Source organism: Fluctibacter halophilus, assembly GCF_020687825.1.
Taxonomy (GTDB): domain Bacteria; phylum Pseudomonadota; class Gammaproteobacteria; order Enterobacterales; family Alteromonadaceae; genus Fluctibacter; species Fluctibacter halophilus.
In genome coordinates this window covers 244,884-271,342 of sequence record NZ_JAJEWP010000006.1, presented here as the reverse complement: position 1 = coordinate 271,342, position 26,459 = coordinate 244,884, and the positions used below count along the sequence as shown (strand labels likewise).

The 26,459-nt window shown below is 55.5% G+C and carries 26 protein-coding genes; 13 read left to right on the top strand and 13 right to left on the bottom strand.

The window, feature by feature from the left end; all coding sequences use genetic code 11:
• Window positions 1-253 precede the first annotated feature (253 nt).
• Window positions 254-541: a YciI family protein gene (locus LJ739_RS17260; protein ID WP_229162476.1), complete on the bottom strand. Its 288-nt coding sequence runs from the start codon at window positions 539-541 to the stop codon at window positions 254-256.
• Between the two features lie 193 nt (window positions 542-734).
• Between LJ739_RS17260 and cysD the strand changes: the two genes are divergently transcribed.
• Both cysD and LJ739_RS17250 read left to right on the top strand, forming a co-directional pair.
• Window positions 735-1,658, top strand: coding sequence for a sulfate adenylyltransferase subunit CysD (gene cysD / locus LJ739_RS17255; protein WP_229162475.1), 924 nt, complete (start codon window positions 735-737; stop codon window positions 1,656-1,658).
• Window positions 1,658-2,659 (top strand): L-threonylcarbamoyladenylate synthase, encoded by a 1,002-nt coding sequence (locus LJ739_RS17250; protein WP_229162474.1) that lies wholly within the window; start codon window positions 1,658-1,660, stop codon window positions 2,657-2,659. The genes cysD and LJ739_RS17250 overlap by 1 nt, the downstream gene beginning before the upstream one ends.
• 408 nt (window positions 2,660-3,067) lie before the next feature.
• On the opposite strand, the gene yfbR is transcribed toward LJ739_RS17250, so the two are convergent.
• The 6 genes from yfbR to fadB all read right to left on the bottom strand — a co-directional run bounded on the left by yfbR (window position 3,068) and on the right by fadB (window position 12,022).
• Window positions 3,068-3,712, bottom strand: a complete 645-nt coding sequence (yfbR, locus tag LJ739_RS17245; protein WP_229162473.1) for a 5'-deoxynucleotidase — start codon at window positions 3,710-3,712, stop codon at window positions 3,068-3,070.
• A gap of 97 nt (window positions 3,713-3,809) precedes the next feature.
• Entirely contained in the window at window positions 3,810-4,487 is a 678-nt protein-coding gene (locus LJ739_RS17240; RefSeq protein WP_229162472.1) for a YitT family protein, read from the bottom strand.
• Between the two features lie 281 nt (window positions 4,488-4,768).
• Window positions 4,769-6,934 carry a S46 family peptidase gene (locus LJ739_RS17235; protein ID WP_229162500.1) on the bottom strand — a complete coding sequence of 722 codons (2,166 nt, stop codon included), beginning with the start codon at window positions 6,932-6,934 and terminating at the stop codon, window positions 4,769-4,771.
• Window positions 6,935-7,098: 164 nt separating this feature from the next.
• Window positions 7,099-8,487, bottom strand: a complete 1,389-nt coding sequence (locus LJ739_RS17230; RefSeq protein ID WP_229162471.1) for a S41 family peptidase — start codon at window positions 8,485-8,487, stop codon at window positions 7,099-7,101.
• Between the two features lie 193 nt (window positions 8,488-8,680).
• Window positions 8,681-9,844 (bottom strand): acetyl-CoA C-acyltransferase FadA, encoded by a 1,164-nt coding sequence (gene fadA / locus LJ739_RS17225; protein ID WP_229162469.1) that lies wholly within the window; start codon window positions 9,842-9,844, stop codon window positions 8,681-8,683.
• Window positions 9,845-9,865: 21 nt separating this feature from the next.
• Window positions 9,866-12,022, bottom strand: a complete 2,157-nt coding sequence (fadB, locus tag LJ739_RS17220; RefSeq protein WP_229162467.1) for a fatty acid oxidation complex subunit alpha FadB — start codon at window positions 12,020-12,022, stop codon at window positions 9,866-9,868.
• A 249-nt stretch (window positions 12,023-12,271) separates the two neighbouring features.
• Here fadB and LJ739_RS17215 point away from each other — a divergent pair, with 249 nt between their 5' ends.
• The 4 genes from LJ739_RS17215 to LJ739_RS17200 all read left to right on the top strand — a co-directional run bounded on the left by LJ739_RS17215 (window position 12,272) and on the right by LJ739_RS17200 (window position 17,236).
• Window positions 12,272-14,218 carry a lytic transglycosylase domain-containing protein gene (locus LJ739_RS17215; protein ID WP_229162465.1) on the top strand — a complete coding sequence of 649 codons (1,947 nt, stop codon included), beginning with the start codon at window positions 12,272-12,274 and terminating at the stop codon, window positions 14,216-14,218.
• Window positions 14,219-14,300: 82 nt separating this feature from the next.
• Window positions 14,301-15,620, top strand: a complete 1,320-nt coding sequence (gene pepQ / locus LJ739_RS17210) for a Xaa-Pro dipeptidase (protein ID WP_229162463.1) — start codon at window positions 14,301-14,303, stop codon at window positions 15,618-15,620.
• A 111-nt stretch (window positions 15,621-15,731) separates the two neighbouring features.
• Window positions 15,732-16,796, top strand: coding sequence for a GGDEF domain-containing protein (locus LJ739_RS19160; RefSeq protein WP_229162461.1), 1,065 nt, complete (start codon window positions 15,732-15,734; stop codon window positions 16,794-16,796).
• A gap of 167 nt (window positions 16,797-16,963) precedes the next feature.
• On the top strand, window positions 16,964-17,236 hold the full coding sequence (locus tag LJ739_RS17200; protein WP_229162459.1) for an HU family DNA-binding protein: 273 nt from the start codon (window positions 16,964-16,966) through the stop codon (window positions 17,234-17,236).
• A 60-nt stretch (window positions 17,237-17,296) separates the two neighbouring features.
• On the opposite strand, the gene LJ739_RS17195 is transcribed toward LJ739_RS17200, so the two are convergent.
• The 4 genes from LJ739_RS17195 to LJ739_RS17180 all read right to left on the bottom strand — a co-directional run bounded on the left by LJ739_RS17195 (window position 17,297) and on the right by LJ739_RS17180 (window position 19,126).
• On the bottom strand, window positions 17,297-17,836 hold the full coding sequence (locus LJ739_RS17195) for a PH domain-containing protein (protein ID WP_229162456.1): 540 nt from the start codon (window positions 17,834-17,836) through the stop codon (window positions 17,297-17,299).
• A 97-nt stretch (window positions 17,837-17,933) separates the two neighbouring features.
• Complete coding sequence (locus LJ739_RS17190) at window positions 17,934-18,191, bottom strand: hypothetical protein (RefSeq protein WP_229162455.1); 258 nt, start codon at window positions 18,189-18,191, stop codon at window positions 17,934-17,936.
• A 57-nt stretch (window positions 18,192-18,248) separates the two neighbouring features.
• Window positions 18,249-18,590: a hypothetical protein gene (locus LJ739_RS17185; RefSeq protein ID WP_229162454.1), complete on the bottom strand. Its 342-nt coding sequence runs from the start codon at window positions 18,588-18,590 to the stop codon at window positions 18,249-18,251.
• Window positions 18,591-18,817: 227 nt separating this feature from the next.
• Window positions 18,818-19,126: a hypothetical protein gene (locus LJ739_RS17180; RefSeq protein WP_229162453.1), complete on the bottom strand. Its 309-nt coding sequence runs from the start codon at window positions 19,124-19,126 to the stop codon at window positions 18,818-18,820.
• Window positions 19,127-19,767: 641 nt separating this feature from the next.
• Between LJ739_RS17180 and LJ739_RS17175 the strand changes: the two genes are divergently transcribed.
• The 3 genes from LJ739_RS17175 to LJ739_RS17165 are packed head-to-tail and all read left to right on the top strand — an operon-like array spanning window position 19,768 to window position 21,818.
• Complete coding sequence (locus LJ739_RS17175) at window positions 19,768-20,649, top strand: hypothetical protein (RefSeq protein ID WP_229162452.1); 882 nt, start codon at window positions 19,768-19,770, stop codon at window positions 20,647-20,649.
• 9 nt (window positions 20,650-20,658) lie between these two features.
• A complete protein-coding gene (locus LJ739_RS17170) occupies window positions 20,659-21,123 on the top strand; it encodes a DUF4785 domain-containing protein (RefSeq protein ID WP_229162451.1) in 465 nt (154 codons plus the stop codon).
• On the top strand, window positions 21,120-21,818 hold the full coding sequence (locus LJ739_RS17165) for a DUF4785 family immunoglobulin-like domain-containing protein (RefSeq protein WP_229162450.1): 699 nt from the start codon (window positions 21,120-21,122) through the stop codon (window positions 21,816-21,818). The genes LJ739_RS17170 and LJ739_RS17165 overlap by 4 nt, the downstream gene beginning before the upstream one ends.
• Before the next feature lie 37 nt (window positions 21,819-21,855).
• Here the strand turns inward: LJ739_RS17165 and LJ739_RS17160 are convergent, their stop codons facing one another.
• Complete coding sequence (locus LJ739_RS17160; RefSeq protein ID WP_229162448.1) at window positions 21,856-23,313, bottom strand: amidohydrolase family protein; 1,458 nt, start codon at window positions 23,311-23,313, stop codon at window positions 21,856-21,858.
• Between the two features lie 169 nt (window positions 23,314-23,482).
• Between LJ739_RS17160 and LJ739_RS17155 the strand changes: the two genes are divergently transcribed.
• Window positions 23,483-23,827, top strand: a complete 345-nt coding sequence (locus LJ739_RS17155) for a PadR family transcriptional regulator (RefSeq protein WP_229162446.1) — start codon at window positions 23,483-23,485, stop codon at window positions 23,825-23,827.
• Entirely contained in the window at window positions 23,820-24,482 is a 663-nt protein-coding gene (locus LJ739_RS17150; RefSeq protein WP_229162444.1) for a MotA/TolQ/ExbB proton channel family protein, read from the top strand. Before LJ739_RS17155 ends, LJ739_RS17150 begins: the two co-directional genes overlap by 8 nt.
• Window positions 24,483-24,534: 52 nt before the next feature.
• Here the strand turns inward: LJ739_RS17150 and ispB are convergent, their stop codons facing one another.
• A complete protein-coding gene (gene ispB, locus LJ739_RS17145) occupies window positions 24,535-25,506 on the bottom strand; it encodes an octaprenyl diphosphate synthase (RefSeq protein ID WP_229162498.1) in 972 nt (323 codons plus the stop codon).
• 229 nt (window positions 25,507-25,735) lie between these two features.
• On the opposite strand from ispB, the gene rplU reads away from it, so the two are divergent.
• Together rplU and rpmA are read left to right on the top strand one after the other, a co-directional pair.
• The gene (rplU, locus tag LJ739_RS17140; protein ID WP_229162442.1) at window positions 25,736-26,047 is read left to right on the top strand and encodes a 50S ribosomal protein L21; all 312 of its coding nucleotides are present in this window, start codon (window positions 25,736-25,738) and stop codon (window positions 26,045-26,047) included.
• A gap of 16 nt (window positions 26,048-26,063) precedes the next feature.
• On the top strand, window positions 26,064-26,321 hold the full coding sequence (rpmA, locus tag LJ739_RS17135) for a 50S ribosomal protein L27 (RefSeq protein ID WP_229162439.1): 258 nt from the start codon (window positions 26,064-26,066) through the stop codon (window positions 26,319-26,321).
• The last annotated feature ends 138 nt before the right edge of the window (window positions 26,322-26,459 follow it).

The window sequence follows — 26,459 nt, the reverse complement described above, 5'->3', positions numbered from 1 at the left end:
TAAAAGACCCCAAATGGAAAGTTGTTATGGTAGCAGCTCAAGAAGCACTAGCAAAAATTGGGTAAAGTCACCTAACAAGGCCATTAAAACGCGGACACACTACAGCAGGCTTGTGCTCCTTAGTCGCTAATTTTAGCCAAGAATTTTTGCGCCAATTAGTAAGGCGTTGAGTGTCTACTCATTGTCTTTAGAAAACCGCCGAAACCGAACAAATCAATGTCCACTAATCGCTCTAAGCCGACATTTCACTGTTCTACGCCAATAAATACTGCAACGTTTCTGCGGCCTTGGTGGGTACGATCTCGGTGATATCGTAGCGGGCCAGTTTTTCGCGAAAGAAGGGGTCTTGCTCCAATATCGCATCGAGGGCTTCGCGGGAAGCTGCGGTGGCCAGGATGACGCCGCCGGTGCGCGGCACCTTGCGGCCTGACAGCAGAAAGTTGCCTGCAGCGTAGTGTTTGTCGAGGAACGCGATATGTTCCGGGATAAAGGCGTCCACGTCTTCCAGTGGTACCTGATATGTCAGTGAGATGATGTACATGGGTCTTCCTTGAGTAAATCCGGTTGGCGCCTCATTGTAAGGTAAAACCTGCGTTACGAGGTAGTGAGCTTTCCCATTGACACATAAATAATCAAATAAGAACGATAAGTTAATATTTATCTATTTTACAGAACCATTGTCCGGACAGATAATCCTCCTCCAATCTAGCCACTTTGTCAGCGGAGTTCGTCTGGTGTTTTCTACCCTTTCTCATTTACGGCAATTGGAAGCCGAGAGCATTCACATCATTCGTGAAGTGGCCGGCAGTTTTGACAACCCTTGCCTGTTCTATTCCATCGGCAAAGACTCAACCGTATTGCTGCATCTGGCCCGCAAAGCATTCTATCCCGGTAACATACCGTTTCCGCTATTGCACATCGACACCACCTGGGAGTTTGCCGAGATGGGGCGTTTCCGGGACACGTTGGCTGAACAACACGGATTGGATATGCGTGTACACACCAATACCGACGCCCTGGCGCAGGGTGTTCATCCAATCCGCTCTGGCTCGGTGGTGTACAACGACCAGATGAAAACCCAGGCATTAAAGCAGGCCATGGCACACTATCGGTTCGACGCTGCATTGGGTGGTGCCCGTCGGGATGAAGAGAAGTCACGGGCCAAGGAGCGGATTTTCTCGGTTCGGGATGCCCATCAGGGCTGGGATCCCAAACAGCAACGGCCTGAGCTGTGGTCGTCCTACAACACTGCATTGGGGCAAGGAGAATCGGTACGGGTATTCCCATTGTCAAACTGGACAGAACTGGATATCTGGCTATACATCTACCGGGAAAGCATTCCTATCGTGTCACTGTATTACGCCAAACCCCGAATGAGCTGGGTGGACAGCGATTCCGGCACCTTGCTGGCGCTGGATGATGATCGCATGGTTGAACACTTAAATGCAGACGAAAAGCTATCCCTCAGAGAGCGTACGATCCGTTTCCGTACCCTCGGGTGCTATCCACAGACCGGAGCAGTGGAGAGCCAGGCGGATACGGTACCCAAAATCATTCAGGAAATGCTCACGGCCCGCACCAGCGAGCGACAGGGGCGGTTGCTGGACAAGGATCAGCCCGGTTCCATGGAACGGAAGAAGCGCGAGGGTTACTTCTGATGGAGGGGTTATCCGGGGCGGGTTTGCTTAAAGCCACACAGACACTTTCCCTGACCGATGTTCAGGGACGATCAACGGCAGCACGTTGGCTGAAGCAGGGCAAGCTGGTGGCAATACCGACCGAAACGGTGTACGGATTGGCAGCCAGCGCAGCCAATGGGGATGCGGTTAAGGGTGTTTTTACCGCCAAGGGCCGGCCTTTGGATCACCCTCTGATCCTCCACGTTGCAACGGTTGAGCAACTGGATGGCTGGGTTGCGCACATCAGTGACCAGGCCCGCACACTGATGGATGCGTTCTGGCCCGGGCCGTTGACCTTGATCCTGCCCAGACACCCTGAAGCCAGCGACCTCATCACCGCGGGCAAGGATACTATTGCGGTGCGGATGCCGGCCGATCCATTGCTGCGAGAGATCCTGTCTAATTGCGGTCCGGTGGTGGCACCGTCTGCCAACCCGCATAAAAAAATCAGTCCAACCAGCGCCCGTCAGGTACTGCAGGGTTTGGATGGCCGCATTGATGCGGTGGTTGATGGCGGGCCTTGTACACTGGGTCTGGAGTCGACCATTTTGGATGTATGTCATCAGCCCCCCAGAATATTGCGGGCTGGACCCCTTTTCGCGGATCAACTCAGCGAGGTGCTGGGCCAGACGGTGTTGACGCCGGAGCAACACAGTGTGTCGGTGGCGGGCAATATGCCTGCCCATTATCAACCGAACACGCCAGCGCAGCTGATGGCGCGGGCGACCCTGGTAGAGGCGTTGGCACAAATCGAGGCTGATCAGCACCGCCCGGTGGTGTTGCATTACAGCGCGATTGACCTAGCGCCTGATGTTATCGCCAAGGCCCTGCCCAATCAGCGTCGCGACTATGCGCGGCAGTTATACGACGCGATGGCTTGGGCTGACAGTCAGGCCGGAGGCGAGATCTGGATTGAACGGCCCCCGCTGGCATGGCTGGAAGTACAGGACCGCCTGCAACGGGCGTGCTATCGGGAGTGATGGTGTCGAGTATTCGCTTGTGAATCAGTGGAGCAACAACACGTCACTGTGGTTGGATTCCAGCCGCATCGCTATGCTTCTGGGATCTTGTTGTCAGTAACGTTTTGTTGATTCTGAAACAGTGAAGTAACAACACGTCCCTGTGGCTGGGTTCCAGCCGCATCGTCCACGATGCGTCGTGCAGCGCCTTCGCCGTAATTACCTATTACGGCTCATTCGCTTCGCTCACCGCGCTTTACCCATTGCGCTCATTGCTGAGATAGTTCGAGTTTGTTGTTGAATGAGTCAGACAGCTTGGCTCAACTTGCGCAAATCGCAGGGATAGTTCGAGTTTGTTGTTGAATGAGTCAGACAGCCTGACTCACCTTGCGCAAATCGCAGGGACAGAGCTCCCTGTCGATTTGCACCTTAGTCAATATGCACTTTATTGGCGTTTTCTATCCAGGCCATGTCTTTGGCCTGTTCGTCGATGGTCAGCAGGGCGTCGCCCATGAAAATCTTGGCGAAGTATTCCACGCTGCGGTAGCGTTCTTTGAACGCCGCCAGCTGCTTTTCCATTTCCTGCATGGATTTGTGGAATTCCTTGTTGCCCTTGTCGAGCTCAAACGCGCACTTCAGGTAGGCACAGATCACATCGGCGGCCTTGGCCAGTTGTACATGGATATCGACCTTGTCCTGTTCGATGTAGGGCTGGTAGAAGGCCTGCAGTTCGGTGGGAAGGCTGCCCAGCAAACGCCGTTCAAACACCCCTTCCAGGCGTTTCATCAGAGCGGTGGTTTCAGGGTCGATGTATTTGACCGGTGAGGGTACGTCGCCCATGCCGGCTATTTCGCTGGCTTCGTGAAAGGTTGCCATGGCGGAGACTTTGTCCGGGTCGACCTCGTCATTGCCGTATACCGCCACTTCGATGGCGCCGAGCAAATGGCCGATCGCGGCGGCCTGGTAAATGTGGGAATCCAGACGCTCCTCGACAAACTGGCTCATCAGGGGCCAGCGACGAATATTGCGGGCGCGTAGCAGAAAGCCGACGAATGAGGAGTGATCTTGTGCCATGCTAGTGTCCTTTTACGCTGAAATGGGTTCACGCCCGAACGGGCGCGATTAAGGCCACCAGTGTACCGCAATCAGGCGTGCCACGCATGCTGCACATTCAGTGACTGGGGCACTCGCTGTCGTCGTGCACCGGCTCGGGTTTCGGGTGAGTCCGAGGCCGTGTTGATGTGCCCTGATAGCGTCCGGGCTTGTGATTAACCGCCAGCAGCAGGTTGAGGGTGATGGCGCTTATCACCGACAACAGCATGATTTGGGCACCAAACAGCAAACCCGAACTCATCAGGATGGTGCAATCGGCGGCCATCTGGAACTTGCCGGCGCGGATGTTGAAGCGATTTTGCAGGTAAAACGCCAGGATCCCCAGACCACCGAGGCTGGAATGATGACGAAACATGATCAACAGACCCACACCGATCAGGGTGCCGCCGACGGTCGCGGCGATCAGTGGGTGCACGTCATTGATGTGGATCACCCGCTGCAACTGCTCACTGAGCACTGAGATAAAGCTGACCGACACAAAGGTGTTGATAGTGAAGCGCTTGCCCAGCTGGCGCCAGGACAGGATATAGAATGGCAGGTTGACGGCGAAAAACAGCATCCCGAAGCTGACGGGCAGCAGTTGTGCCCCGATCAGGGCAATGCCCGCAGAGCCCCCGGCCAATACCCCCTGCGTGTTGAATATCAGGATCCCCAGCGACACCAGTACACCGGCACACAGTAAGGCCAGGATGTCTTCATAAAAACGGTGTAATTGTGCCGTTTTTGGCGTGCTCATGTCGTAACTCCCTCGGTCAATGGTCAGCACATGTCCACGCCAGAGGGCGGGACATCGGGGTAGGGGTATTATTGGAATTGGTGCTATTTTACCCAAGTTCGGGTCTGAAGTGTGGCGGTAAAGGGATTTAACATTGTCGCGAACGTGAGGCGAAGTATCGCTATCTTTACGACTTATTAGGGGTTCGTTACGCAAATGTTGCAGGTCTGTGACCACTGCACCAACACGGCGCACGATCAAAAAAGGGAGCATGATGCTCCCTTTTTTAAACACAACGCTGATTACTCGACGATGGTCATTTCTTCCAGCAGGTTGTGTGCACCGTCAATCTTGTCCATCACCCACAGCATGTATGGGGTGGACACGTGGATTGAGCGGTTCAGGTTAGGATCATAATCCCAGTCGCCGATCACTGACTCGTACACGCCATCAAACAGCAGGCCGACCAGCTCGCCATCACCGTTCAGGGTTGGTGAACCGCTGTTACCACCGGTGGTGTCGACGGTGGACAGGAAGTTAACGGCCACCGAACCCAGCTCAGGGTTGGCGTAAGGGCCGTAGTCTTTGTCCTGGATGTGGCTGCGTACCGACGCTGGCAAATCAAATTCTTCATCGCCGGGGATGTACTTGGCCAGCTGACCTTCCAGGGTCGTGAAAGGCAGCGCCATCATGCCGTCTTTGGGCGAGTAGCCTTTGACGTTGCCGTAGGTGATACGCAACGAGCTGTTGGCATCGGCATACACTGCTTCATTGCGGCTTTGTTTGTAAGCAATCAATGCCTGCATGTAGGCCGGACGGGCTTTGAGTAACTCGCCTTCAAGGGCCTTGTCCTGGGCTTCAACGGCCTGATCGTGGTCGAACAGGGCGACGGCAAAGCGGATGAACGGATCATCGCTGGCTTTCAGTGCTGCGAAATCGGCATTCATCAGTGCCAGACGGGTATCGGTGTCATCCAGTTCGGTATTGGCGTGCATGGTGGCGATTTTTTCCCGCAACGCTGCCTCGTCAAACCCATCGTTGAGGCCAAAGAAGGTATCGAACGCCGGTACGCGCTGGCTGCTGTCCAGTGACAGATATTCCTGAATGAAGTGCACCAGCACTTCGGTGTCGACGCTGGCATCAAAGCGACGATTGACCCGTTCCATCTTCTGTTTGAAGCGGTTCATGTCGCGCTCCTGATAGCCCGGATTACGCTCGGCATCGGGTTTGCTGCGCTCATGGGCCAGCTTCACCAGCTCTTTGGCGACATTCCACATGGCGGTGCGGCCCATGTAGCCCATGACCAGATCCCGGGCTTGCATGGCATTGCCTTTCTCCACCAGACGGTCGAGCTGATCCAGCGATTCGCCATAGGCTTTCTGACGTTTCGGATCGGCAGCAATCCAGGCTTTCAGCTGACGGTTCAGCTCGGCTTTGCGTGCCTGCATATCACCCTGCTGGTAGCTGGTGATCATCGAGCCATAGTTTTTCGCATAGTTGGCCAGACCGGCAATGGTGCTTTCGTATTTGATCCGCGCATCGGAGCCCTTCGGCGCCACTGCTTTGATCACGTCAATGTATTCTTCACGGTAGCGCTTGGCAGTGGGGTACACCCAGTTAAACTGGTTGCTGACTTCCACCGGCGTGCGGTAGCGGTTGGTGCGGCCGGGGTAGCCCAGCACCATGACAAAATCGTCTGCCGATACGCCACCGGCGTTGACCTTCAGGTGCGCTTTGGGCGTGTAAGGTACGTTATCTTCGCTGTAGTCGGCAGGCTTGCCGTCTTTACCCACATAGGCACGATAGTAAGACCAGTCACCGGTGTGGCGGGGCCACATCCAGTTGTCGGTGTCGCCACCGAATTTACCGATGCTGGAAGGGGGAGCATAAACCAGACGCACGTCACGGATGGCCAGCAATTTGATCAGAAAATACGATGCACCACCGTGGTAACTGAACACTTCACAGCGATAGTCCTGCGAGGTTTCACACGCCGCGACCAGGGCCTTTTCGTTGGCTTCGATGGCCTGTTGATACGCTTCGCCCTGCAGCGCTGAATGCACTGCGCCGGAGACTTTGTCGGTCACGTCGGTCAGCGATTCGGTCACGTAAATGCGGCTGCCGGGGGCAGCGGGTAATTCGTCCGCCAGGGTCTTGGCCACAAAGCCGTTTTCCAGCAGGTTGTTCTGCTCGGTGGAATTGTACTGGATAGAACCGTAAGCACAGTGGTGGTTGGTCAGTGCCAGGCCTTTGGGTGACACGAAAGACGCAGTACAGCCACCAAGGCTGATGATCGCATTCATCGGGAACTGATCCAGATTTTGCATCTTGTCGGGGTCGAGATTGAGGCCTTTGTCACTCAGGGTCTGGGCCAGGTCTTTTAATTGGTGAGGCTGCCACATGCCTTCATCGGCGGCGGCAAATCCACTGCACAGTAGGGTAAGCAGTGCAATGGCAGGTTTAAACATCTTCACGGGATCTCCTGTCGATTTTTATTATGCGGTGATAAAACCGCTGGGAGTGTAGGGGATTTTTTGTACCGGGTCAGCTATTTTGCGACAGTTAACCTTGGTGGTCGAAGAATGCAAGATTCCGGCGCACAGGCGCCGGTATCCCCTGTCTGCTTGGGTGTTTAAGGGCTTACCGCGGTGGTAGCGCGGTCGTTGTAGCGGCGGGCCAATTGCTCAATCAGATTGCGCGGTGTGCGGGGATCATCCCTTAGCTCAACGTCCGGCATCACCTGTTGGCCTTTGCCTTCGCCACTGGGGCGGTGCAGGTAGAAGCGCGGTGCAACCGCTTTGAGACCGGAGTTGGGCAAGGTGAAGAACTGGATCCCGCCGGTCTGCCAGGAGTAGCCGCCAGACGGTTCACCGGCAATTTGGGCAAACCCGAAATCCTGCACCGTGTTGGCAAACACCAGCGCCGACGAATAGGTCAGCGCGCCGATAACCACCGTGACATCGCCGTCAAAGTGCAGCGGATGGTCGGGTTGCGGGGTGTCGAATGCGTCGTAGTCTTCGCTGACCACGTCGCCTAACACCTCACCCTCATCCATGTACTTGGCGATGATTTTTTTGGTGTAGCGGCTGGTGTGTCGATAGGGCTTATCCGCAATGTAGGTCAGGATCCCCTGTTTCCAGGTGTCGTCGTCACCGCCCGGATTCTGCCGTACATCGATGATCAGATGCTCAATGCCCTGCTGTTTGAGTTGTTTGAACACCGATTCGGTAAACGCGTAGAAACGGTCTTTGTCCTCCCACCAGAACAGGTTGATGGTCAGCAGTGCCTGGTGGTCATCCAGGACCTCAAAGGTGAATAGCTCGTCAAACCCTTCGTTTTGCAGCGCCACAGGCAGCGTGGACAAGCCTTCAAAGGTGGTTGTGTTGCCGTCCTGAAACTGCACATCAAAGGTGTTGGTCTGGGCGATGAACAGCCAGTAATAGTGGGCAAATTTTTGCGCCAGGATGGCTTCGCGATGGCGGACAGTATCACCATAGACCCGCGCCATCAGGGTGGTGTAGATGCTGTCGGCGGCAACGCCATTGATGTGGCTAAGCTGCTTGCCGTGGTGTTCAGTGGCCGCGCCGCCCAACTGACTGGCAATGAACAACTGGCCGTCGCTGACCGTCACTTCAAAGGGAAACAATCCGCCTTCTTGGTCCATCAATGCGCGCACCAACTTGCCCTGACTGGGCACCATCAGGCTCATGTGACCGTCATTGAACAGGCTGTTTAACGGCGTGATCCCATCCAGAAACTGCAGCGTGGTTTGCGGCCCATCGAAGCTGTTTTCAATGCCGGCAAGGCGTTGTTTGAACATGTCCATGTCCGCGATGCGAATACTGGGATCCGGATGGGTGTCGTGCAGCCACTGGTGCCAGGCGTCGATGTCCTGGCGCATTTGCGCCGCAGTGAGTGTCTGTTGCAGGTCGGCGATGGGGTCGGCCTGGGCCGAGCCGTAAACAACGGTCGTTAGTGATAAAACACAAGCGCAGAGCGAGCGTGTAACCCTTTTTATCATGGTCTATTCCTTTAACGCACAAATGGTTGGCTGGCCGCGACCAGACCGAGAAGGGCGCATGCTACAGGGGATAAGGCAGAGAAGCTATGTTGCACCAGGGGAAAAGTGTGTGGACCTGTTACAGGCCTTTGTTGACGGGCAAAAAAAGCCGATGAACAGGTCATCGGCTTTTTGAACACTTAATCAGCGAGGGCTAGACACGCTCGAAGATGGTCGCGATTCCCTGACCCAGACCGATACACATGGTGGCAAGACCAACAGACTTGTCATTGGACTCCATCAGGTTCAGCAAGGTGGTGGAGATACGCGCACCGGAGCAACCCAGCGGGTGGCCCAATGCGATCGCACCGCCGTTAAGGTTGACCTTGTCGTCATAGCTGTCAATCCAGCCCAGTTGCTTGATACAGCTCAGTGCCTGGGCGGCGAACGCTTCGTTGAACTCGGCAATCTCGATGTCATCCATGGTCATGCCGGCGCGCTTGAGGGCTTTCTGGGTGGCCGGTACCGGACCGTAACCCATGATTGCCGCGTCACAGCCTGCTACGCCCATGGCACGGATGCGTGCACGAGGAGTCAGGCCCAGCGCTTTGGCTTTGTCGGCAGACATCAGCAGCATGGCTGACGCACCGTCAGAAATGGCCGAAGACGTACCGGCAGTGACCGTACCGTTGACCGGATCGAACACCGGTCGCAATGCCGCCATGGTCTCCACGGTGGAGTCAGGGCGGATCACTTCGTCATAGTCCACTTTGGTCAGCAGGCCATTGGCATCGTGGCCTTCAATCGGCACGATTTCGTTGGCCCAGCGGCCTTCCAGGTGCGCTTGATGGGCGCGTTGGTGAGAGCGGGCACCAAAGGTATCCTGCATTTCACGGGTAATGCCGTTCTGGCGACCGAGCAATTCGGCAGTCATGCCCATGTTGCCGGACGCTTTGGCAGTGTACTTGGCCAGACCCGGGTGGAAGTCCAGGTTGAAGTTCATCGGCACGTGGCCCATGTGCTCCACACCACCGATCATGTACACGTCACCCTGACCGGTCATGATACCGGTGGTGGCGTCGTGCAAAGCCTGCATGGAAGAGCCGCACAGACGGTTGACGGTGACCGCCGCAACACTGCGGGGGATGTCAGTCAGCAGTTGGGCGTTACGGGCAATGTTGAAGCCCTGCTCTTTGGTTTGTTGTACACAGCCCCAGATGATGTCTTCAATCTCGGCCGGATCCAGCGATGGATTACGCGCCAGCAGCGCGCTCATCAAATGGGCTGACAGGGTTTCTGCCCGCACATTGCGGAACACACCGCCCTTGGAGCGACCCATCGGGGTGCGAATACAATCGATAACGACTACGTCTTTCATAATGTTCTCCTTGGGTCGGGGTTAGGCTTGGTCAAAATACGATTTACCGGCAGCGGCCATCTCGCGGACGCCGTCAGACAGCTGGTAAATCGGACCCAAATCGGCGTACTTGTCGGCCAGTGCCACAAAGTTCGCCAGACCCATGGTTTCAATGTAACGGAAGATACCACCGCGGAACGGCGGGAAGCCCAGACCGTACAGCAGTGCCATATCGGCTTCGGCGGCGCTGCCGACGATGCCTTCTTCCAGGCAGCGAATGGCTTCGTTGGCCATTGGGATCATCAAGCGGGCAATGATCTCTTCGCTGTCGAAGTCACGTTTGTCGGCACAATGGGGCGCAAACAACGCGTAGGCATCATCGCTGGGGTTCTTGGTCGGACGGCCGCGCTTGTCGGTGCCGAAATCGTAGAAACCTTTGCCGTTCTTCTGACCCAAACGCTCGGCCTTGTACAGGCAGGTGACCGGATCGTTGTCAATTTTCTGCATCCGCTCTGGGATGCCATCAGCCATCACACCGGAGGCGTGATCGGCAGTGTCCATGCCCACCACGTCAAGCAGGTAAGCAGGACCCATCGGCCAGCCAAATTGTTTTTCCATCACTTTGTCGACCGCAGCGAAGTCGGCGCCATCCAGCACCAGCTTGCTGAAGCCAGCGAAGTAAGGGAACAACACGCGGTTGACCAAAAAGCCGGGGCAATCGTTAACCACAATCGGGGTTTTGCCCATTTTCAGCGTCGCGGCAACCACCGCAGCGATGGTGTCATCGGAGGTTTTCTCACCACGGATGATTTCCACCAGCGGCATACGGTGCACCGGGTTGAAGAAGTGCATACCACAGAAACGCTCGGGCTTATCGAGGTTCTCGGCCAGTTGATTGATGGAAATGGTCGAGGTGTTGGAGCAGATGATGGCGTCGTCGGCCACGGTTTGCTCGGTTTCTTTCAGTACGATGCCTTTGACCTTGGGGTTTTCCACCACGGCTTCGATGACCATGTCAGCATTTTTCATGGTGCTGTATTCGAGGGTCGGCACGATGTTGTTCAGGGTCTTGGCCATCTTGGTGGCGTCAACCTTGCCTTTTTGCATGCCTTTGCCAAGGATTTTAGCCGCTTCGTTCAGGCCCAAATCCAACGCAGGCTGGGCGATGTCTTTCATCACCACCGGCATACCTTTGCTGGCAGCCTGGTAGGCGATACCGCCACCCATGATACCCGCGCCCAGTACGGCAACCTGCTCAACCGCTTTGGTCGCGGCTTTGGCGGCTTTTTTGCCTTTGCCTTTGACCAGCTGATCGGCCAGGAAAATGCCAATCTGTGCTTTGGCAGCATCGGTTTTGGCCAGGGTCACGAAGCCCTGGTTTTCCAGCGCCAGTGCACCGTCACGATCAAGACCGGCAGCCTTGGCCACGGTGTCCACCATCATGTGAGGGGCCGGGTAGTGTTTACCCGCCTGGGCAGCCACCATCGCTTTGGCGGTGGAGAAGCTCATGGTGGCTTCGTTGGCGTTCAGTGACAATGGCGCCAGTTTGGCGGCGCGGCGGTTCTGCCAGTCAAGGTTGCCGGCAGCAGCGTCTTTGGCCATGGCGATGGCGGCGTCACGCAGCGCTTCAGGAGCAACCACGGCGTCCACTGCTCCTTCGGCCAGGGCTTTGTCGGCTTTGCGATCGCGGCCGGTGGTCATCCACTCCAGCGCGTTGTCGGAACCGATGATGCGTGGCAGACGCACGGTACCGCCAAAGCCGGGCATCAGGCCCAGTTTGACTTCCGGCAGGCCGATGCTGGCGGTGGTGTCGGCAACCCGCAAGTCACAGGCCAGGGTCATTTCACAGCCGCCACCCAGTGCAAAGCCATTTACAGCCGCGACGGTGGGGAAAGGTAAGTCTTCGAAACGGTCAAACACCTGAGAGGTCTGTTTAACCCAGGCCAGTACTTCTTCATCGGATAAGCTGAACAGGCCGGTAAACTCGGTGATGTCGGCGCCCACGATAAAGGTGGATTTTGCAGAACGCACTACTACGGCCTTCACGCCGGCGGTATTTTTCAGTGCTTCGGTCACCTGGTCGAGTTCGGAAACGGTCTGTCTGTCAAACTTGTTCACTGAGCCTTGGGCGTCAAACACCAACTCAGCAATGCCCTCTTCCAACAGGGTTGCAGAAAGGCTCTTGCCTTCAAATATCATTATTGTCTCCTCAAGCAAATGCCGGGATTGGCAAATCCGGACGCCACAGGCCTCCGGTGTAGGGTGGCTAAATTCTTGTTGAAGCCAGGGGAATTTTCAACCCAAATTCAAACAATTGTTTAGATAGGTCTGACTGTACAGGATTCAAGGGGTAGTGAACCCTTTTATTTTGTTATACTCCAAATAACCTGCTTGCATATTAACGCCAGTTCATTATCGTTTATCCGGTAGCGGGGGAGTAGCAAAGCCTTGTCAAAAGCAGCGTTCGTATCAGTTCTGTTTGTGTTCCTTGTCACCACGTCCTTGGCCCGTGGGCAGACACCCATTGCCGATGAGAACACCCTGATCCATCAGCGCAAGATGTTCGAGAAGGCCGAACACGTGGCCACCAACCCCAAAAGCTGGGACTACCAATACCTCGAAAAACAGCTAAAAGGCTACCCGTTGTGGCCGTACATCGAGCTGAAAACCCTGATGGCCTTTCCGTACCTGTCCAACCGGGACAAGATTGACCGGTTTCTGGATGCCTATGCCGACACGCCGCTGGATGAGCCGCTGCGCAAACGCTGGCTGACGTACCTGGCGCAAAAAGATCAGCAGGCCCTGTTTCTGCATTATTACCGTGACATCGGCGATGATCGGCTGGCCTGTATTGCGCTGGATTACCGGGTCCGCCGTGACGGCCAGAAGCCCGCCACCATGAAAGAGGTGGAAGATTTCTGGCTGGTGGGCAAATCCCAACCCAAAGAATGTGACCGGCCGTTTAAGGTCTGGCAGCAGGCCGGATTGCGCACCACCGAGCATGTCTGGCAGCGCCTGACCATGGCCGCCGATGGTGGCAAACACACCCTTATTCCCTATTTGAAAACCCTGTTGCCCGCGAATCAACGCTATCTGGCCGATTTGTGGTTGAAGACCCGACGCGCGCCATCCTTTGTCAGCCGCTTGTCGCAGTTCCCCGGCACCTTCAGTGAAAAAGAAGCCGATATTCTGGCCTACGGGTTGTCGCGTCTGATCTGGCGGGATCGGGAGCTGGCCCTGTCCAGTTATGAAAATGCCGTCAAACGTTTCCGCTTTAACGGTGAGCAAATGGCACGCATTGCCGAACGTTTTGCCATTTCACTGGCCAGCAAGAATCATCCGGAAGCCGAAGTGTGGCTGGAACGTGCCAATGATCATGTGCAGAACGAAGAGCTGTTTCGCTGGCACCTGGCGTACGTGCTCCGCCAGCAGGACTGGCAGCATGCCATGGACGTGATCGACATGGCGGACGAGCAACTGCCACCGGACTATGCCTATCAGTATTGGCGTGCCCGTGCCTACGAAGAGCTGGATGCACCCCAGCAGGCGCAGATTGAATTGGCCTCGCTGGCGGACAAGCGTCACTACTACGGCTTTCTGGCCAGCGGCAAGCTGGCCCAGGCGCCCAAGTTTGTTGACCGTCCGCTGCAATTCAGCGCCGCCGATCTGTCCGATATGGCCAACCGTCCGGCGGTACGCCGTGCCTACGAGTTCCTGCAACTGGGGCGTTACGTCAGTGCCCGGCGCGAGTGGTATGCCCTTCGGGATCGCCTCGAAGAGCGTGAATTGCTGATGGCGGCGGTGCTGGCTGATTCGTGGGGCTGGCACGATCAGACCATCTTTACCCTGTCCAGAGCAGGCTACATGGACGACGTGAAGCGCCGCTTCCCGATGGCCTACAGCGATCAGTTGATGACCAGTGCCCGCCAGCAGAACATCGATCCGGCCTGGGCGTTTGCCATTGCGCGGCGGGAAAGCTCGTTCATGGCCGATGCCTATTCCGGTGCCGGTGCGCGAGGGCTGATGCAGTTGATGCCCGGTACGGCACGCTATCTGGCGAAAAAGAAAGTCAGCACTAACACCCTGTATGATCCAGAGCAGAATGCCCGTTTCGGCACCCAGTACCTCCGTTATTTGCTGGACAAAATGGCCGATAACCCTATCCTGGCCACCGCATCCTACAACGCCGGCTGGCGGCGGGTGAAAGACTGGATCCCGGCACAAGGCAGTGTGCCGGTGGATGTATGGATTGAAACCATTCCCTACAAAGAAACCCGCAACTACGTCAAAGCGGTACTGGCGTACAAACAGATCTACGCCCATCAGCTTGGCAATACCGACAACCTGTTTGAAAACATCGCGGCGATGCAAATCAACTCAACGTTGTTGCAATAGCCCTCGTCGCGCGTGGATTGAGGCGCCCTGCAAGGCTGTGATAGTGTAGCGGCATTGTTAGTTGCTGGTGACGAAAATACACATGCAAACATTGTCTGCTTTATACCCTGCACACCTCGACACGTTGCAGGCCCGTACCCGTCAGGCCCTTGAACGAGAAGGCATTGACGGACTGGTGATCCACTCCGGTCAGGCCAAACGCCTGTTTCTGGACGACAACGATTATCCGTTCAAGGTCAATCCTCACTTTAAAGCCTGGTTGCCGGTGATTGATAACCCCAATTGCTGGTTGATCGTCAACGGCGTCGACAAGCCCACGCTGATTTTCTACCGGCCCAAGGATTTCTGGCACAAAGTGCCCCCGGAGCCCTCTGCGTTCTGGGCGGAGCACTTCAATATCGTGCTGCTGGCCCAGGCCGATGCGGTGGAAAAACACCTGCCCTATGATAAAGCCCGCTACGCCTACATCGGTGAATACCTGGAAGTGGCCCGGGCTTTGGGATTCGATCTGGTTAACCCCGACCGGGTGTTGCACTACCTGCACTACCACCGTGCCTATAAAACCGACTATGAACTGGCCTGCATGCGTGAAGCCAACCGTCTGGCGGTGGCCGGTCATCGCGCAGCGGCAGAGGCCTTTGAGCAGGGACTGAGTGAGTTTGACATCAACCTGGCGTACGCAAGAGCGACCCGTCTGAACAACAATGAGGTGCCTTATGGCAGCATTGTGGCACTGAACGAAAACGCTGCCATCCTGCATTACATGCAGCACGAGGCGGTGGCACCGCAGACGTCCCGTTCGTTCCTTATCGATGCCGGCGCGCAGTTTCATGGCTATGCGGCCGACATCACCCGCACCTATTGTCGTGACGAACACCCGTTTGCCGATCTGATCCAGTCCATGCACGGCGTGACTCTGAGCCTGATTGAGCAACTCAAGCCCGGTGTTGATTACGGCGATATCCATGTGGATGCCCATCGCCAGATCGCCAACCTGTTGAGCGAGTACGGTATTGTCAATCTGAGCGGTGAAGATACCCTGGCCGAAGGGATCGTGAAGACCTTCTTCCCTCACGGGATTGGACACTTCCTGGGCTTGCAGGTGCACGATGTGGCCGGCCATGTGGCGGATGATCGCGGCACACCCAAGCCGCCACCGGCGGACCACCCGTTCCTGCGCACTACCCGTCAGGTCGAGGCAGGACAGGTATTTACTATCGAGCCGGGGCTGTACTTTATCGACAGCCTGCTGGCCGATTTGAAAGGCACCGAACAGTCGCGCTTCATCAACTGGGATGTGATCGACAGTTTCCGACCCTATGGCGGGATCCGGATCGAGGACAACATCGTGGTGCACCGGGATCGCAATGAAAACATGACCCGGGATTTGGGGTTGAATTAACACAGAAAGGGGCCTTGGGCCCCTTTTTTTATTGTCCGGTGCAATGTGCCCGACGAGTCACATCATCTGAACTACACTAGATGAATGGTCGGTCTCTGGTGATTTTTGCGCGTGCCCCATTCGGATCAGGACAAGCTGTTCCAACGAGTACTGTTGATTGGCTCGCTGGTGGTGGTCACTATCTGGTTTGTCGAACAAACGGCGAACCTGCTGGCCTATTACGACACCGTGGGGTACGGGGTGACCGTGGTGGTGACCCTGGGGTGTTATTTCCTCAGCCGCCTGGCCAGCCGTACCGAGCTGGCCAAAGTCATTCTGTTTTACTACCTCACGCTGTACCTGGTCGCCCTGGCGATCCTGAGCTTTGTTGAAGCCCTCAACTGGCACTCGATTTACCCCCTTGCTTCAACGCTGCAGTGGATGCCGATCATCTACATCGTGGCATTCCTGTTTCTGACCCAAAAAGCGGCCATTGTCAGTGCCCTGTTTATCTACCTGGTGTTGATCATGCTGATGGCCATCACCTACACACCCTGGGTGGTGATCACTGAACCCCAGATCCGGGTGCTGCTGTTGAACATGGTACTGGCCCACGGCGTGTACATTTTTTGTATGTTTGCGGTGGTGCGCATTCGGCAAACCCATCTGGCCACCGAAGTCCGTGCCCGGCAAATGGAAAAGGCCGCCAATGTTGACGGTCTGACCGGACTGGCCAGTCGTCGGGCGCTGCAAAAGGCAATGGAGGACACCTTGCTGGTGGATGATGAGGCGTTTTTGCTGATCATCGATGTGGACCATTTCAAGCCGATCAATGATACCCACGGTCACGTTATAGGCGACGAGGTGTTGCAAAGGGTGGCTCAGGCCATGAAAGCATCAGTGCGACCCGAGGACATCATCGGTCGTTGGGGTGGTGAGGAGTTTCTGGTCATCATTCATCAATCGACCCTGGCGCAGGTGCATGTGATGGCGGATCGGATCCGCGCCAGTGTCGAGCGCCTTGATATTGAAGGGGTAGGTTGTGTGACGGTCAGCATCGGGGTGGGTAGCTTTCGCCTGGGTGATACGGTCAGTCAGGTATTGTCCAATGCCGATGAAGCCTTGTATGCGGCGAAACAGGGGGGTCGCAATCAGGTCGTGCTGGTCAAAGGCCTGGCCGATGTGGCGCAGGGATAGCGGCGATTTTTTGCACCAAATCGGGGAAAAAGCCCGCTCATATACCTAAATACAGCAAAGAATACCTGCAAATTGCTATCTAGGCCTTGCCTGCCGTGCCTTCTGCCAGTAGTCTTGGGTTTGCTTTACGCATTTTTACCAGCCACCTTAAGCAACAAGGAATAACAATGAACAAATCTCAACTGATCGATGCCATTGCAGAAAAAGCGGACTTGAGCAAAGCCGATGCGGGCAAAGCACTGGATGCAATCACCGCTCAAATCACGCTGCAACTGGCTGCTGGCGAGTCTGTCGCTCTCGTCGGTTTCGGTACTTTCAAAATCTCTGAGCGTGCTGCTCGTCAAGGCCGCAATCCTCAAACTGGCGCAGTTATCCAAATCGCTGCCAGCAAAGTGCCTTCTTTCTCCGCAGGTAAGCAGCTGAAAGACGCTGTTAACTAAGCGCGATTTTTCGAATACGCTAAGGCCAGCATTTGCTGGCCTTTTTTTGTGTCTGGCGATCTAGCCCTTGTTGGATGACCGCTGCTGCTCGATCAGCTCACGCAACATGGTTTCGATGGATTGCACACTGGCCAGTATCGGGTCATCGATCTGGGGTTTGGGCACATCACTTTTTACCACCCCGGCAATCGCATCTTTCTGGGCCAGTACCCGCTCGCGAAACCCTTCGGCATCAATGATGCCAATCACCGTCACCAATGCCCCTTCACCGGATTGTCCGGCGGTTTCGAAATTGAGGCGGTAAAGGCCAAACAGGCGCATCAATGGGCCCTGGATCATGCTGATGTCGGTGATCTTTTCCAGTGGTACCGACTTCTCCACTTTCACGAACACACCTTTTTTGACCGACAATTTGCGCTCGTGCAGAGTGACGCTCAGCGCCGCCAGGTATTTGTTGGAGGCAAACATGACCAGCGGGATGATAACGGGCAGGGCCAGGATGGTCACAACGCCACAAAAGCAGATGATCAGGGTCAGCACCAGCCAGTATTGTTTGACTTTATCGTCGATGTTGGCCTGCATCAGGGGAGGAGTATTCATGATCGTGTCCTTACTTTTTTTGCCCAGCTTAGCATGACCGACGAAAAGGAACAGAGGCTTGATGCTGTGCCTCTGTTCTTGTTGTCGCAAATGGTGGTTAAGTCACATCGTGATCATCGGCGCTGGTCTGTGCCGAGGGCTTTTTCTGTTTGTCTTCGGCCTTGGCTTCCACCACGATGGCAATGGTTTTCTGCACATTGGGGTCGGGCAGAAACATCTGCACAAACATGCCAAATGCCATTGCTGCACCTTTCTGAGCACGGGCCCAGCGGTACATGAGGGCAAAAAAGCCGATCACCACGACAAATCCCAGCCACACCAACAGTGGCAGGAGGACGTCCTGTAAAGGATGCATAGTATTGATCTCCTGAAACGAGTGAACCCGGCCCAGACCGGGACGTTGTGTCGTGCGTCAGGAGCTGTGGCGCAGTGCGCTCTTAAAATAGGCGCAGGACACCAGGCTGAAGAGGCGATTCAGCCGACTTTGTATCGGCCACGGATGTCGAGGCAGCTTGGCAATGACCGGTGTTGTTGTGCTGGCGAACGTTGATACAGGCAACGTCGCAAGTGGCTGTTCGTTGTGGTGGCACAGCGCCTGCAGTCGCGGGGCTGATAACTGTGCCGGTGGAGAAGCCACTGACACCGTGTTCGGTGCCTGTGCCTGTCGGGTGGTAGTGACCAGCGACACTTGCACCGCAACCATCAGCAACAATGCTGACAGCAGGGTGGTCCACTGTAACGGCGCTCGGCTCATGTTCATGGTGCTGATATGGAGGCATACGACGAATTTACAAGCCAACATTGCTCAACACGGCAGTCTGCTGAGTGCGAGTAGTGGACCTTGGTTTCTTCAGTTGTGTAGATCTGCTCAAGACAAAGAGCGGACAGTCAACGCCCTGTTAATGGGCAAAATATAGTTGGTTAAAATTAGCGACGGAGGAGCAAAAAACCAACTGTATTTTGTCCTTGTTAAACAGCTTGTTAGGTATACCTATACACACCTTTTAAAACATCTCTGGCGTCGTCAGCAACGTTTCTAAATAAACCTTCGATACCCGATACTAATGCTATTACTTCGGCAAGAAGTAACTCTGCACGTTTTATATCCCCACTCTGAATTGCCGCCCTTAAATTCGTATTTAGAAGATTTAGACGATTAAAGTCTTCGGCTAAATCTGCATCAGCTTCATTGGCTTCGGATTCAATGTAATCATTTGGTAGAACTCTATTCTTCATGGAATCTACTTTTTTGATTAAATGCATCAATGTGCCGAGTTCTACTTGATTCAATGGTATACCTAACAGCTTATTACTGAGACTTCATAGTAACACCCGTTTCCCATGAAAAAACATATTCTGTGTTTTCATGGGAAAAGGTCACAATGTCTACTTTACGTACTAAGCCATCTTTCAAACTTCCAATCACCACCGTCCACTACTGGCACATAGCTAACACTCACCTCCACTGCGTATTCAGAGCCTTACTGCCCGCTCTAGCGAAGTTCAGCAGATAGCCAGAACAGCAAGGTGACAGCCGAGACAGGAGGTCGAGGCAGTAGCGAAGATGCGGGATTCATTTTTGGGTACGGTGACACCTTGCCTGGCTAGCTGTTGAACGTTTTTCGCGATACGGGCTGCGGGGAGTCCAGAGGGCGTCACACTGCGCCCTCTGGTCGCTGTCGGCGACCCGACATAAATGTCCCCATCTGGCACTAACCGCCCGTTTCACAACTCTTGCCCCAATCTCTCGTTTGAAATCGCGATGTGCTCAGATGACGTTTTTGTGAACTGATCGGACTTCAGACGTCCAACCACTTTACAAATGCTTCCTTAACAATTATTTTACATTTCGTGCGGTCATAATTTTTACCGCGCACACCCTACAATTCACTGTTTTCATCTAGGAAACACATAAGAATAAAGGCAATACTATGGCAACACTCACACTTGCCCGCTGGTTGAAGCGGGTCAGCAGCATTCTGTTGTTGATAGGTTTGGGCAGTGCTCATGCACTGGCCAATTACGGGGTCGTGTTTATGCATGGCACCGGCTCTCAGACCGACGCGGAAGACGACTACTGGACACGGGAGTTCACCCAGTCCGTGATGCAGGGCACGTCCACGCCGTCACGTTATGCGGTGATCAACTGCGACTTTGAACAATACATGTGGGACAGTCGCGCCACCGGTTGTGTGGCCGACCAGATGACCCAGTTTATCCAGCAGCAAAACATCACCCAGATGTACGTCATCACCCACTCCCACGGTGGCAACATGATGCGTTGGATCCTGTCTAACCCCACCTATGACAGCCGTTTCCCGGCCATCATTCAACGCATCGTCAATGTCACCGCGCTGGCACCGTCGAGCGCCGGTACGCCGTTGGCCGATGCGGTGATCAATGGCAACACCTTCGAAACCAGCCTGGGCTGGTTGCTGGGCTATGGCAGCAATGCCGTCAAGCAGCAACAGGTCAGCTGGATGGCGTATTACAACGCCAACTATCTGTACGGCACCAGTGGCCGTCCCGGATTACCGGTGAATTTCAAATCGGTGGTTGGTACGGATGTCGAATCGGCCATCTGGGACAGCGACAGCTATTGCGGCGGCTACCAGAACCAGGTGGGCCTGGAGTTCACCCAGAACTGGCTGGCCAGTTGTTCGGATGGTTTCCTGGAATGCAGCTCACAGGAAGCGGCGGGCAGTGTGTGGTTCCGCGACAAGCAACGCACCCGTGGCAGCGAGCCGCTGAGTCACCAACAATCCCGTCGGGCCTGTTTCGGCCTGGACAGACAACTGCGCAACGACGTTTAGGAGGTCGCCATGAAACATAACCGATTAACCCAATGGCTGACCGGGCTGCTCTTGGTGGCCGCCAGTACGGCGCAGGCGAGTGGTGATTACACCCATTTCAGTTTTGCCCTGGCGCCGGATGCGGCGCTGAGTATGCAAAAGTCCCATCAACTGGACAGCCAGGCCTACTGGTTCACCACCACCGGCAAGGCCCTTCGCAAAGGGGTCAGCCTGCACACCACCGCACCAGGGGCGATGATCCTGGTCAGTGTTGACGGTGAGCAACAGGCCAGTCGTGCGCTGGCCGTAGACCAGCTGTACCTGACCAGCAAAGACGGCAGCGACATGGCGGCACGCCGGTTCTCGGCTGACTCGCTGGCCAACGTTGGCCTGTATGGCAATGCCGTGGCGATGCAAAGCCGCGATGATGCCCTGCCGGGCACGTTGTTGCTGCGCTCCCATCAGACCCTGGCAGATGATCAGCGTGTGGTGTGACTGTCAAAGAGCCACGCTCGGCTTACGCCTTGCGCTTAAAGCAGAGCGATACGGCGCTGACACCCAAGGCGGATCGGCTGGGTAACATCACCCTGATGTTTAATGACAAGGAACGGGCTCTGGACGGGGATCAGATCAGTGCTGAGCTGCGTACCAGCGATCAGCGGGTGATCCCATTGACAGTGCGCGCCGAGCAGGGACAGTGGGTGATCCAGCCTGAGGCCATGGCGTCTTTGCCGGCACCTATCCACGGACTGCAGGAAGTGTGGGTCGATGTGCGTACCGAGCAGGATGGTCTGAACGTTCGCCGTTCGGCCAAAGTGGCCTTCGGTGTCGGGCAACCCACCGCATCACTGGCAGACACCCAACTGGTTCAGGGCGCCGAGCCCCGTGCGCTGGTGCAGGTGGATGTGAACACGCCGAGTCGGTTCGAAGCCCGCGCGGTGCTGTACGCGACCAACGCCAAAGGCGCGCTGGTACCGGCGATGGAAACCCATGTGGCCCAAAGCCTGAACAGCGGTCGCAGCGAACTGGTGATGCCGTTTGATGGCGAACTGCTGGCCCAGCGTGGTTTGCAGGCGCCTTATGCACTGCGCCATTTACGTCTGTTTGATCAGAAGCAACTGGCGTTGCTGGAGCAGCAATCTGCACCTGTACGCCTGGTGGATCGTCCGCTACGGGATGATCTGCGCTAATCATGCCCGCCCCCGCGTCGTCGGGGGCGTTTTCGCTTTATCCCTGCTGTTCCCAACGCATCAGATTGAGAAATTCACGCCGTGTTTTTGGCCCGTAGGTTTGAAAATGGGGTTGCGGGTTGTTGGCATAGTTGGCCCGTGAGCGGGCAATGTTATCGCGCTGTAGCTGTGCACTGATCTTGGGCGTATCGACCTTGTAGGGCACCGTGGCGTTGAGGCCGAACACTTTACGCTTTAACTCGGCGGTGAGTGCCGGATAACCATGTTGTTGCTGAAATGCCTCGCTGATCTGAAAGGCGCGGAAGGCCTGTATCTGATCCTGTGGCGACCCATACCAGATGCTGTCGGTGCCCCACAGTACATTGTCATGACCGACGTATTTAAGCAGCTTACCGAGCAAATGAGCGGCCTGCTCCGGGTGACGCATCACGAACCGCCAGGTTGAGCCCAGCTCGGCATACACGTTGCTGTTCGGTGCGATGCCGTTTTCCAGCAGAGAGGTGACCAGTGAATCGACGCCGGCTTTGTTGGCATCCGGGGCGTAGGCGGTCTCGGTGACCTGGGGATCGAAACCGCTGTGGTAGATGATGAAGTTGACGTCGGGAAAGCGTTTTGCCACACGACCGATATCCGTACACAGGCTGTGCTCATAGGACTGCGCCCCAAACGGGATCCCCTTGTGGATGCAGATGTTGTTGACCCCCAGGCGGCGGGCATTTTCGATAAAGGCCAGACCGACGTCATCGTCCAGGTAGAACCCCTGACCGCTCGGTCCCCACTGGGTGTAGGTTTTCCACGCGCTGACCTTCCAGCGTTCTGCCAGTTCATCCATGCCCTGCAAATCACCATCCTGATTGGGGTTAACTCGCCCGTGCAACAATAAGCGATGATCGCCGTCCAGTGATTCAACGATCTGGCGGGTGGCATCGGCTTCTTCGATGGTCAGCGGTTCTGACTCGCGACGGGACGGCACAAACGACAACACCATCATCTGGGTGTCGCTGTCCATAAACACATCTTTCAGAAATTGCTCCGGCCCCAGGCATTGCAGATAACTGCGCTCGCCCGGCGCGTCGGCCAGTCCACAGGCCGCATTGGGCAGGCCGGAAAAGGGTCTGGCGCCATCGGGTACGCTGTTCAGCCAGCGACCGTTGGGGTCGACGAAATGGCCCTGAATGTCAAAGATAAACTCGTCCCCCTGCAGGGTCTGATCGGCAAGCCCGGTCTCCACGCCACTGTCTGACGCCAGCGCATAGAAACCGCCGGTCAGGCCATGGGCGGCGTTGACCTGATTGGCACACAACAGGGTAGCCGCCGCAGCACTGCTGGTGAGCAAAAACTGTCGCCGTGACAGCCCCAGGTGGCGCGCATTGGTATCGAGGGTGTCCTGTGCCAGCGCGTTGATCTGTTGTTCACGCTGGCTGAGGGTAGGTGGAACGAATTCGCCGTTGGAGGTGCTATCAAACTTAATCGGCAGTACGGGAGCGTCGGCCATGTAACCAATCCTGTGGTAGTCGGGGTGCTACAAGTGTAGACCAGTACGACCTGCGTGGGTGGAATTGCGACCAAGTCTGCCAACGTCGCGATTATTGATACTACTACAAAGTAGTTGTAATCGGTTCTTTATTTGTACTAAATTGTAGTTGAAATGAGGTGGAGTGGACATGGACACACAACAGCGCCCGTTGGGTGAATTTGAGCAGACCGTATTGCTAAGCATTCTGCGGGTTGGCAATCGCAGCTATGGCGTGGAGATACGCCAGACCCTGTTAGCGCAGATACATCGGGATGTGGCCATCGGTGCCCTGTACACCACCCTGGCGCGTCTGGAAGACAAGGGGCTGGTGACAAGTCAGATGGGTGAAGCCACTGCGCAGCGCGGCGGCAGGGCGAAGAAGTACTATTCGGTCACCGCTCAGGGCCAGTCGGCATTAAAGGCCAGCCTGCGTAATCTGCGCACCCTGGCGGAAGGGCTCGATATGTTGCGAGGGGCCCCGGGACATGGCTGATCACAAACTTCAACACGTACGGCAGCTTCCACGTATCTACCAGGTGATACTGGACTGGTCGTTGCCCGATGCGCTTAACGATGCAATCAGCGGCGATGTTACCGAAGCGTATCAACAACAGCACCAGACCCATCCGGCGACGGCCAATGTCTGGCTTTTACAGCAGGTGCTGGATATTGCACTGCGGTTTGCACTGAAAACCCAACGAGGAGTGATGATGTTTGTTATCTCGGTTGCCGTGATTGTCGCGGTGGTGTTGATGAGTTTATGGCTCAGCGGCGGTCTGAGCATGTTCATTAACCTGCCCAGTTTATTGATCGTATTACCTCCGGCAATTCTGATCGCCTGGTGTTCGGTACCCGCCGGCACTCCCCGCAACGCGCTGGCTCAACTGCTCAATGGCCAGATCGTTGCAGATCAATCAGCCATGTTGGCCAGGGCGCGCTTTTTTCAGGTGCTGGGCAATGCCGGGCTGTTGATGGGCTTTTTCGGGGTCGTCACCGGTGCCATTGCGATCGCGTCTAATGTCGAGCCTGAGGTGTTTCGTGAGGTGATTGGCCCGGCGACGGCGGTGTGTCTGTTGACCCTGCAATACGCGCTGGTGCTCAAAACGATCTGTTATCTGGCGGAAGTGCGGCTCAAGGCGCACCTATAGGCATAAAAAAAGCCGCCCTCAGGCGGCTTTTTGTGACCGTGCGAAATGTGCGTTAGCTGGCCCGTTCAACCGAAATGTGTGCCAGCCCAATCAGTGCTTGTTTGTAGTCTGATTCCGGCAGGGGGGCCAGCGCATCAATGGCTTGCTGGGCGGCCTGCAAGGCCTTTTGCTTGGTGTACTCCAGCGCACCGGTGCTGTGCATGGCAGCAAGGATCGCATCGAGGTGATCCATGCCGTTGTTGTGCTCGATGGCATCACGGATCAATGCGGCCTGTTCGGGCGTGCCGTGCCACATGGCATACAGCAGCGGCAATGTTGGTTTACCTTCGGCTAGATCGTCACCCACGTTCTTGCCCATCTCGTCGGCATCGGCGGCGTAATCGAGAATGTCGTCAACCAGCTGGAATGCCGTACCCAGGTATTTGCCGTAGTCTTGCATGGCCTGCTCAATCGCCGGAGTCTGATCGGACAAAACCGCTGCCAGTTGGGTTGCTGCTTCGAACAGTCGAGCGGTCTTACTGTAGATCACGTCCATGTACCGGGCTTCGGTGGTGTCGGGGTCGTTGCAGTTCATCAACTGCATCACTTCCCCTTCGGCAATCACGTTGGTGGCATCCGACAGGATCGCCATGACACGCATGCGATCCAGACTGACCATCATCTGAAAGGATCGGGTATATAAAAAGTCACCTACCAATACGCTGGCCTGGTTACCAAAGACGGCGTTGGCCGTTTCCCGGCCCCGGCGCATGGTGGATTCGTCGACCACGTCGTCATGCAACAGGGTGGCGGTATGAATAAACTCAATGATCGCGGCCAGGGTGTGATGTTGATCTGACTGGATCCCAACCGCACGGGCGGCGAGCACGGTGAGCAGCGGGCGCAAACGCTTACCGCCACTGTTGACGATGTAGAAACCGAGTTGATTGATCAGTGCCACGTCGGAGGCGACCTGTTGCTGGATCAACTGGTTGACGCTTTGCATGTCGGCGTCGGCTAGCTGGCGGATCTGTTCGAGTTGCATACTGCCTGGCTCACTCAACATCACGGTTGCTGTATGAATGGCACGGATTTTTACAGAAATTGACCACGGTATCCAGTCACCCTGACGAGAAAATCCTTACCCTGGCCGACGGCGCTGGAATTTTAACCAAAAAAATCAAATTTTGGGCTTGCGGCAATAGGGCACTTGCCGTACAATTCGCGCCCTGTTTTTGAATTGTAGCGTCATAGTACGCAGAGCGGAGTTTAGTATGTACGCGGTTTTCCAAAGTGGTGGTAAACAACACCGTGTGGCCGAAGGCCAAACCGTTCGTCTGGAGAAGATCGAAGTTGCCCCTGGCGACACTGTTGAATTCGATAACATCTTGATGGTTAGCAACGGTGACGATATCAAGATTGGTACCCCTTATGTGAATGGCGGCAAGGTAACTGCTGAAGTAGTTACTCACGGTCGTGGCGATAAAGTGAATATCGTCAAGTTCCGTCGTCGTAAGCATTCTCGTAAGCAAATGGGTCACCGTCAGTGGTTCACTGAAGTGAAGATCACTGGTATTAAAGCTTAAGTAGGAGTACGAACAGATGGCACATAAAAAGGCGGGTGGTAGTACTCGCAACGGTCGTGACTCAGAAAGCAAACGCTTGGGTGTAAAGCGTTTCGGTGGTGAGTCTGTATTAGCGGGCAACATCATTGTTCGTCAACGTGGCACTAAGTTCCACGCCGGCGACAACATGGGTGTAGGTAAAGACCACACTTTGTTCGCCCTGACTGACGGTAAAGTACAGTTCGAGACCAAAGGTCCTAAGAACCGTAAATTCGTCAGCATCGTTGCTGAATAAGCAGTCGATCTAATCGATGTGAAAAGCCCCGCATCCGCGGGGCTTTTTGTTGCCAGTAACCATGGCTGGCAAGCAGACCCCAGCAGTCTGTGCTTTAATGGTATTTTGATCCAATCAGGTATTTCGAGGTTGAGGTAA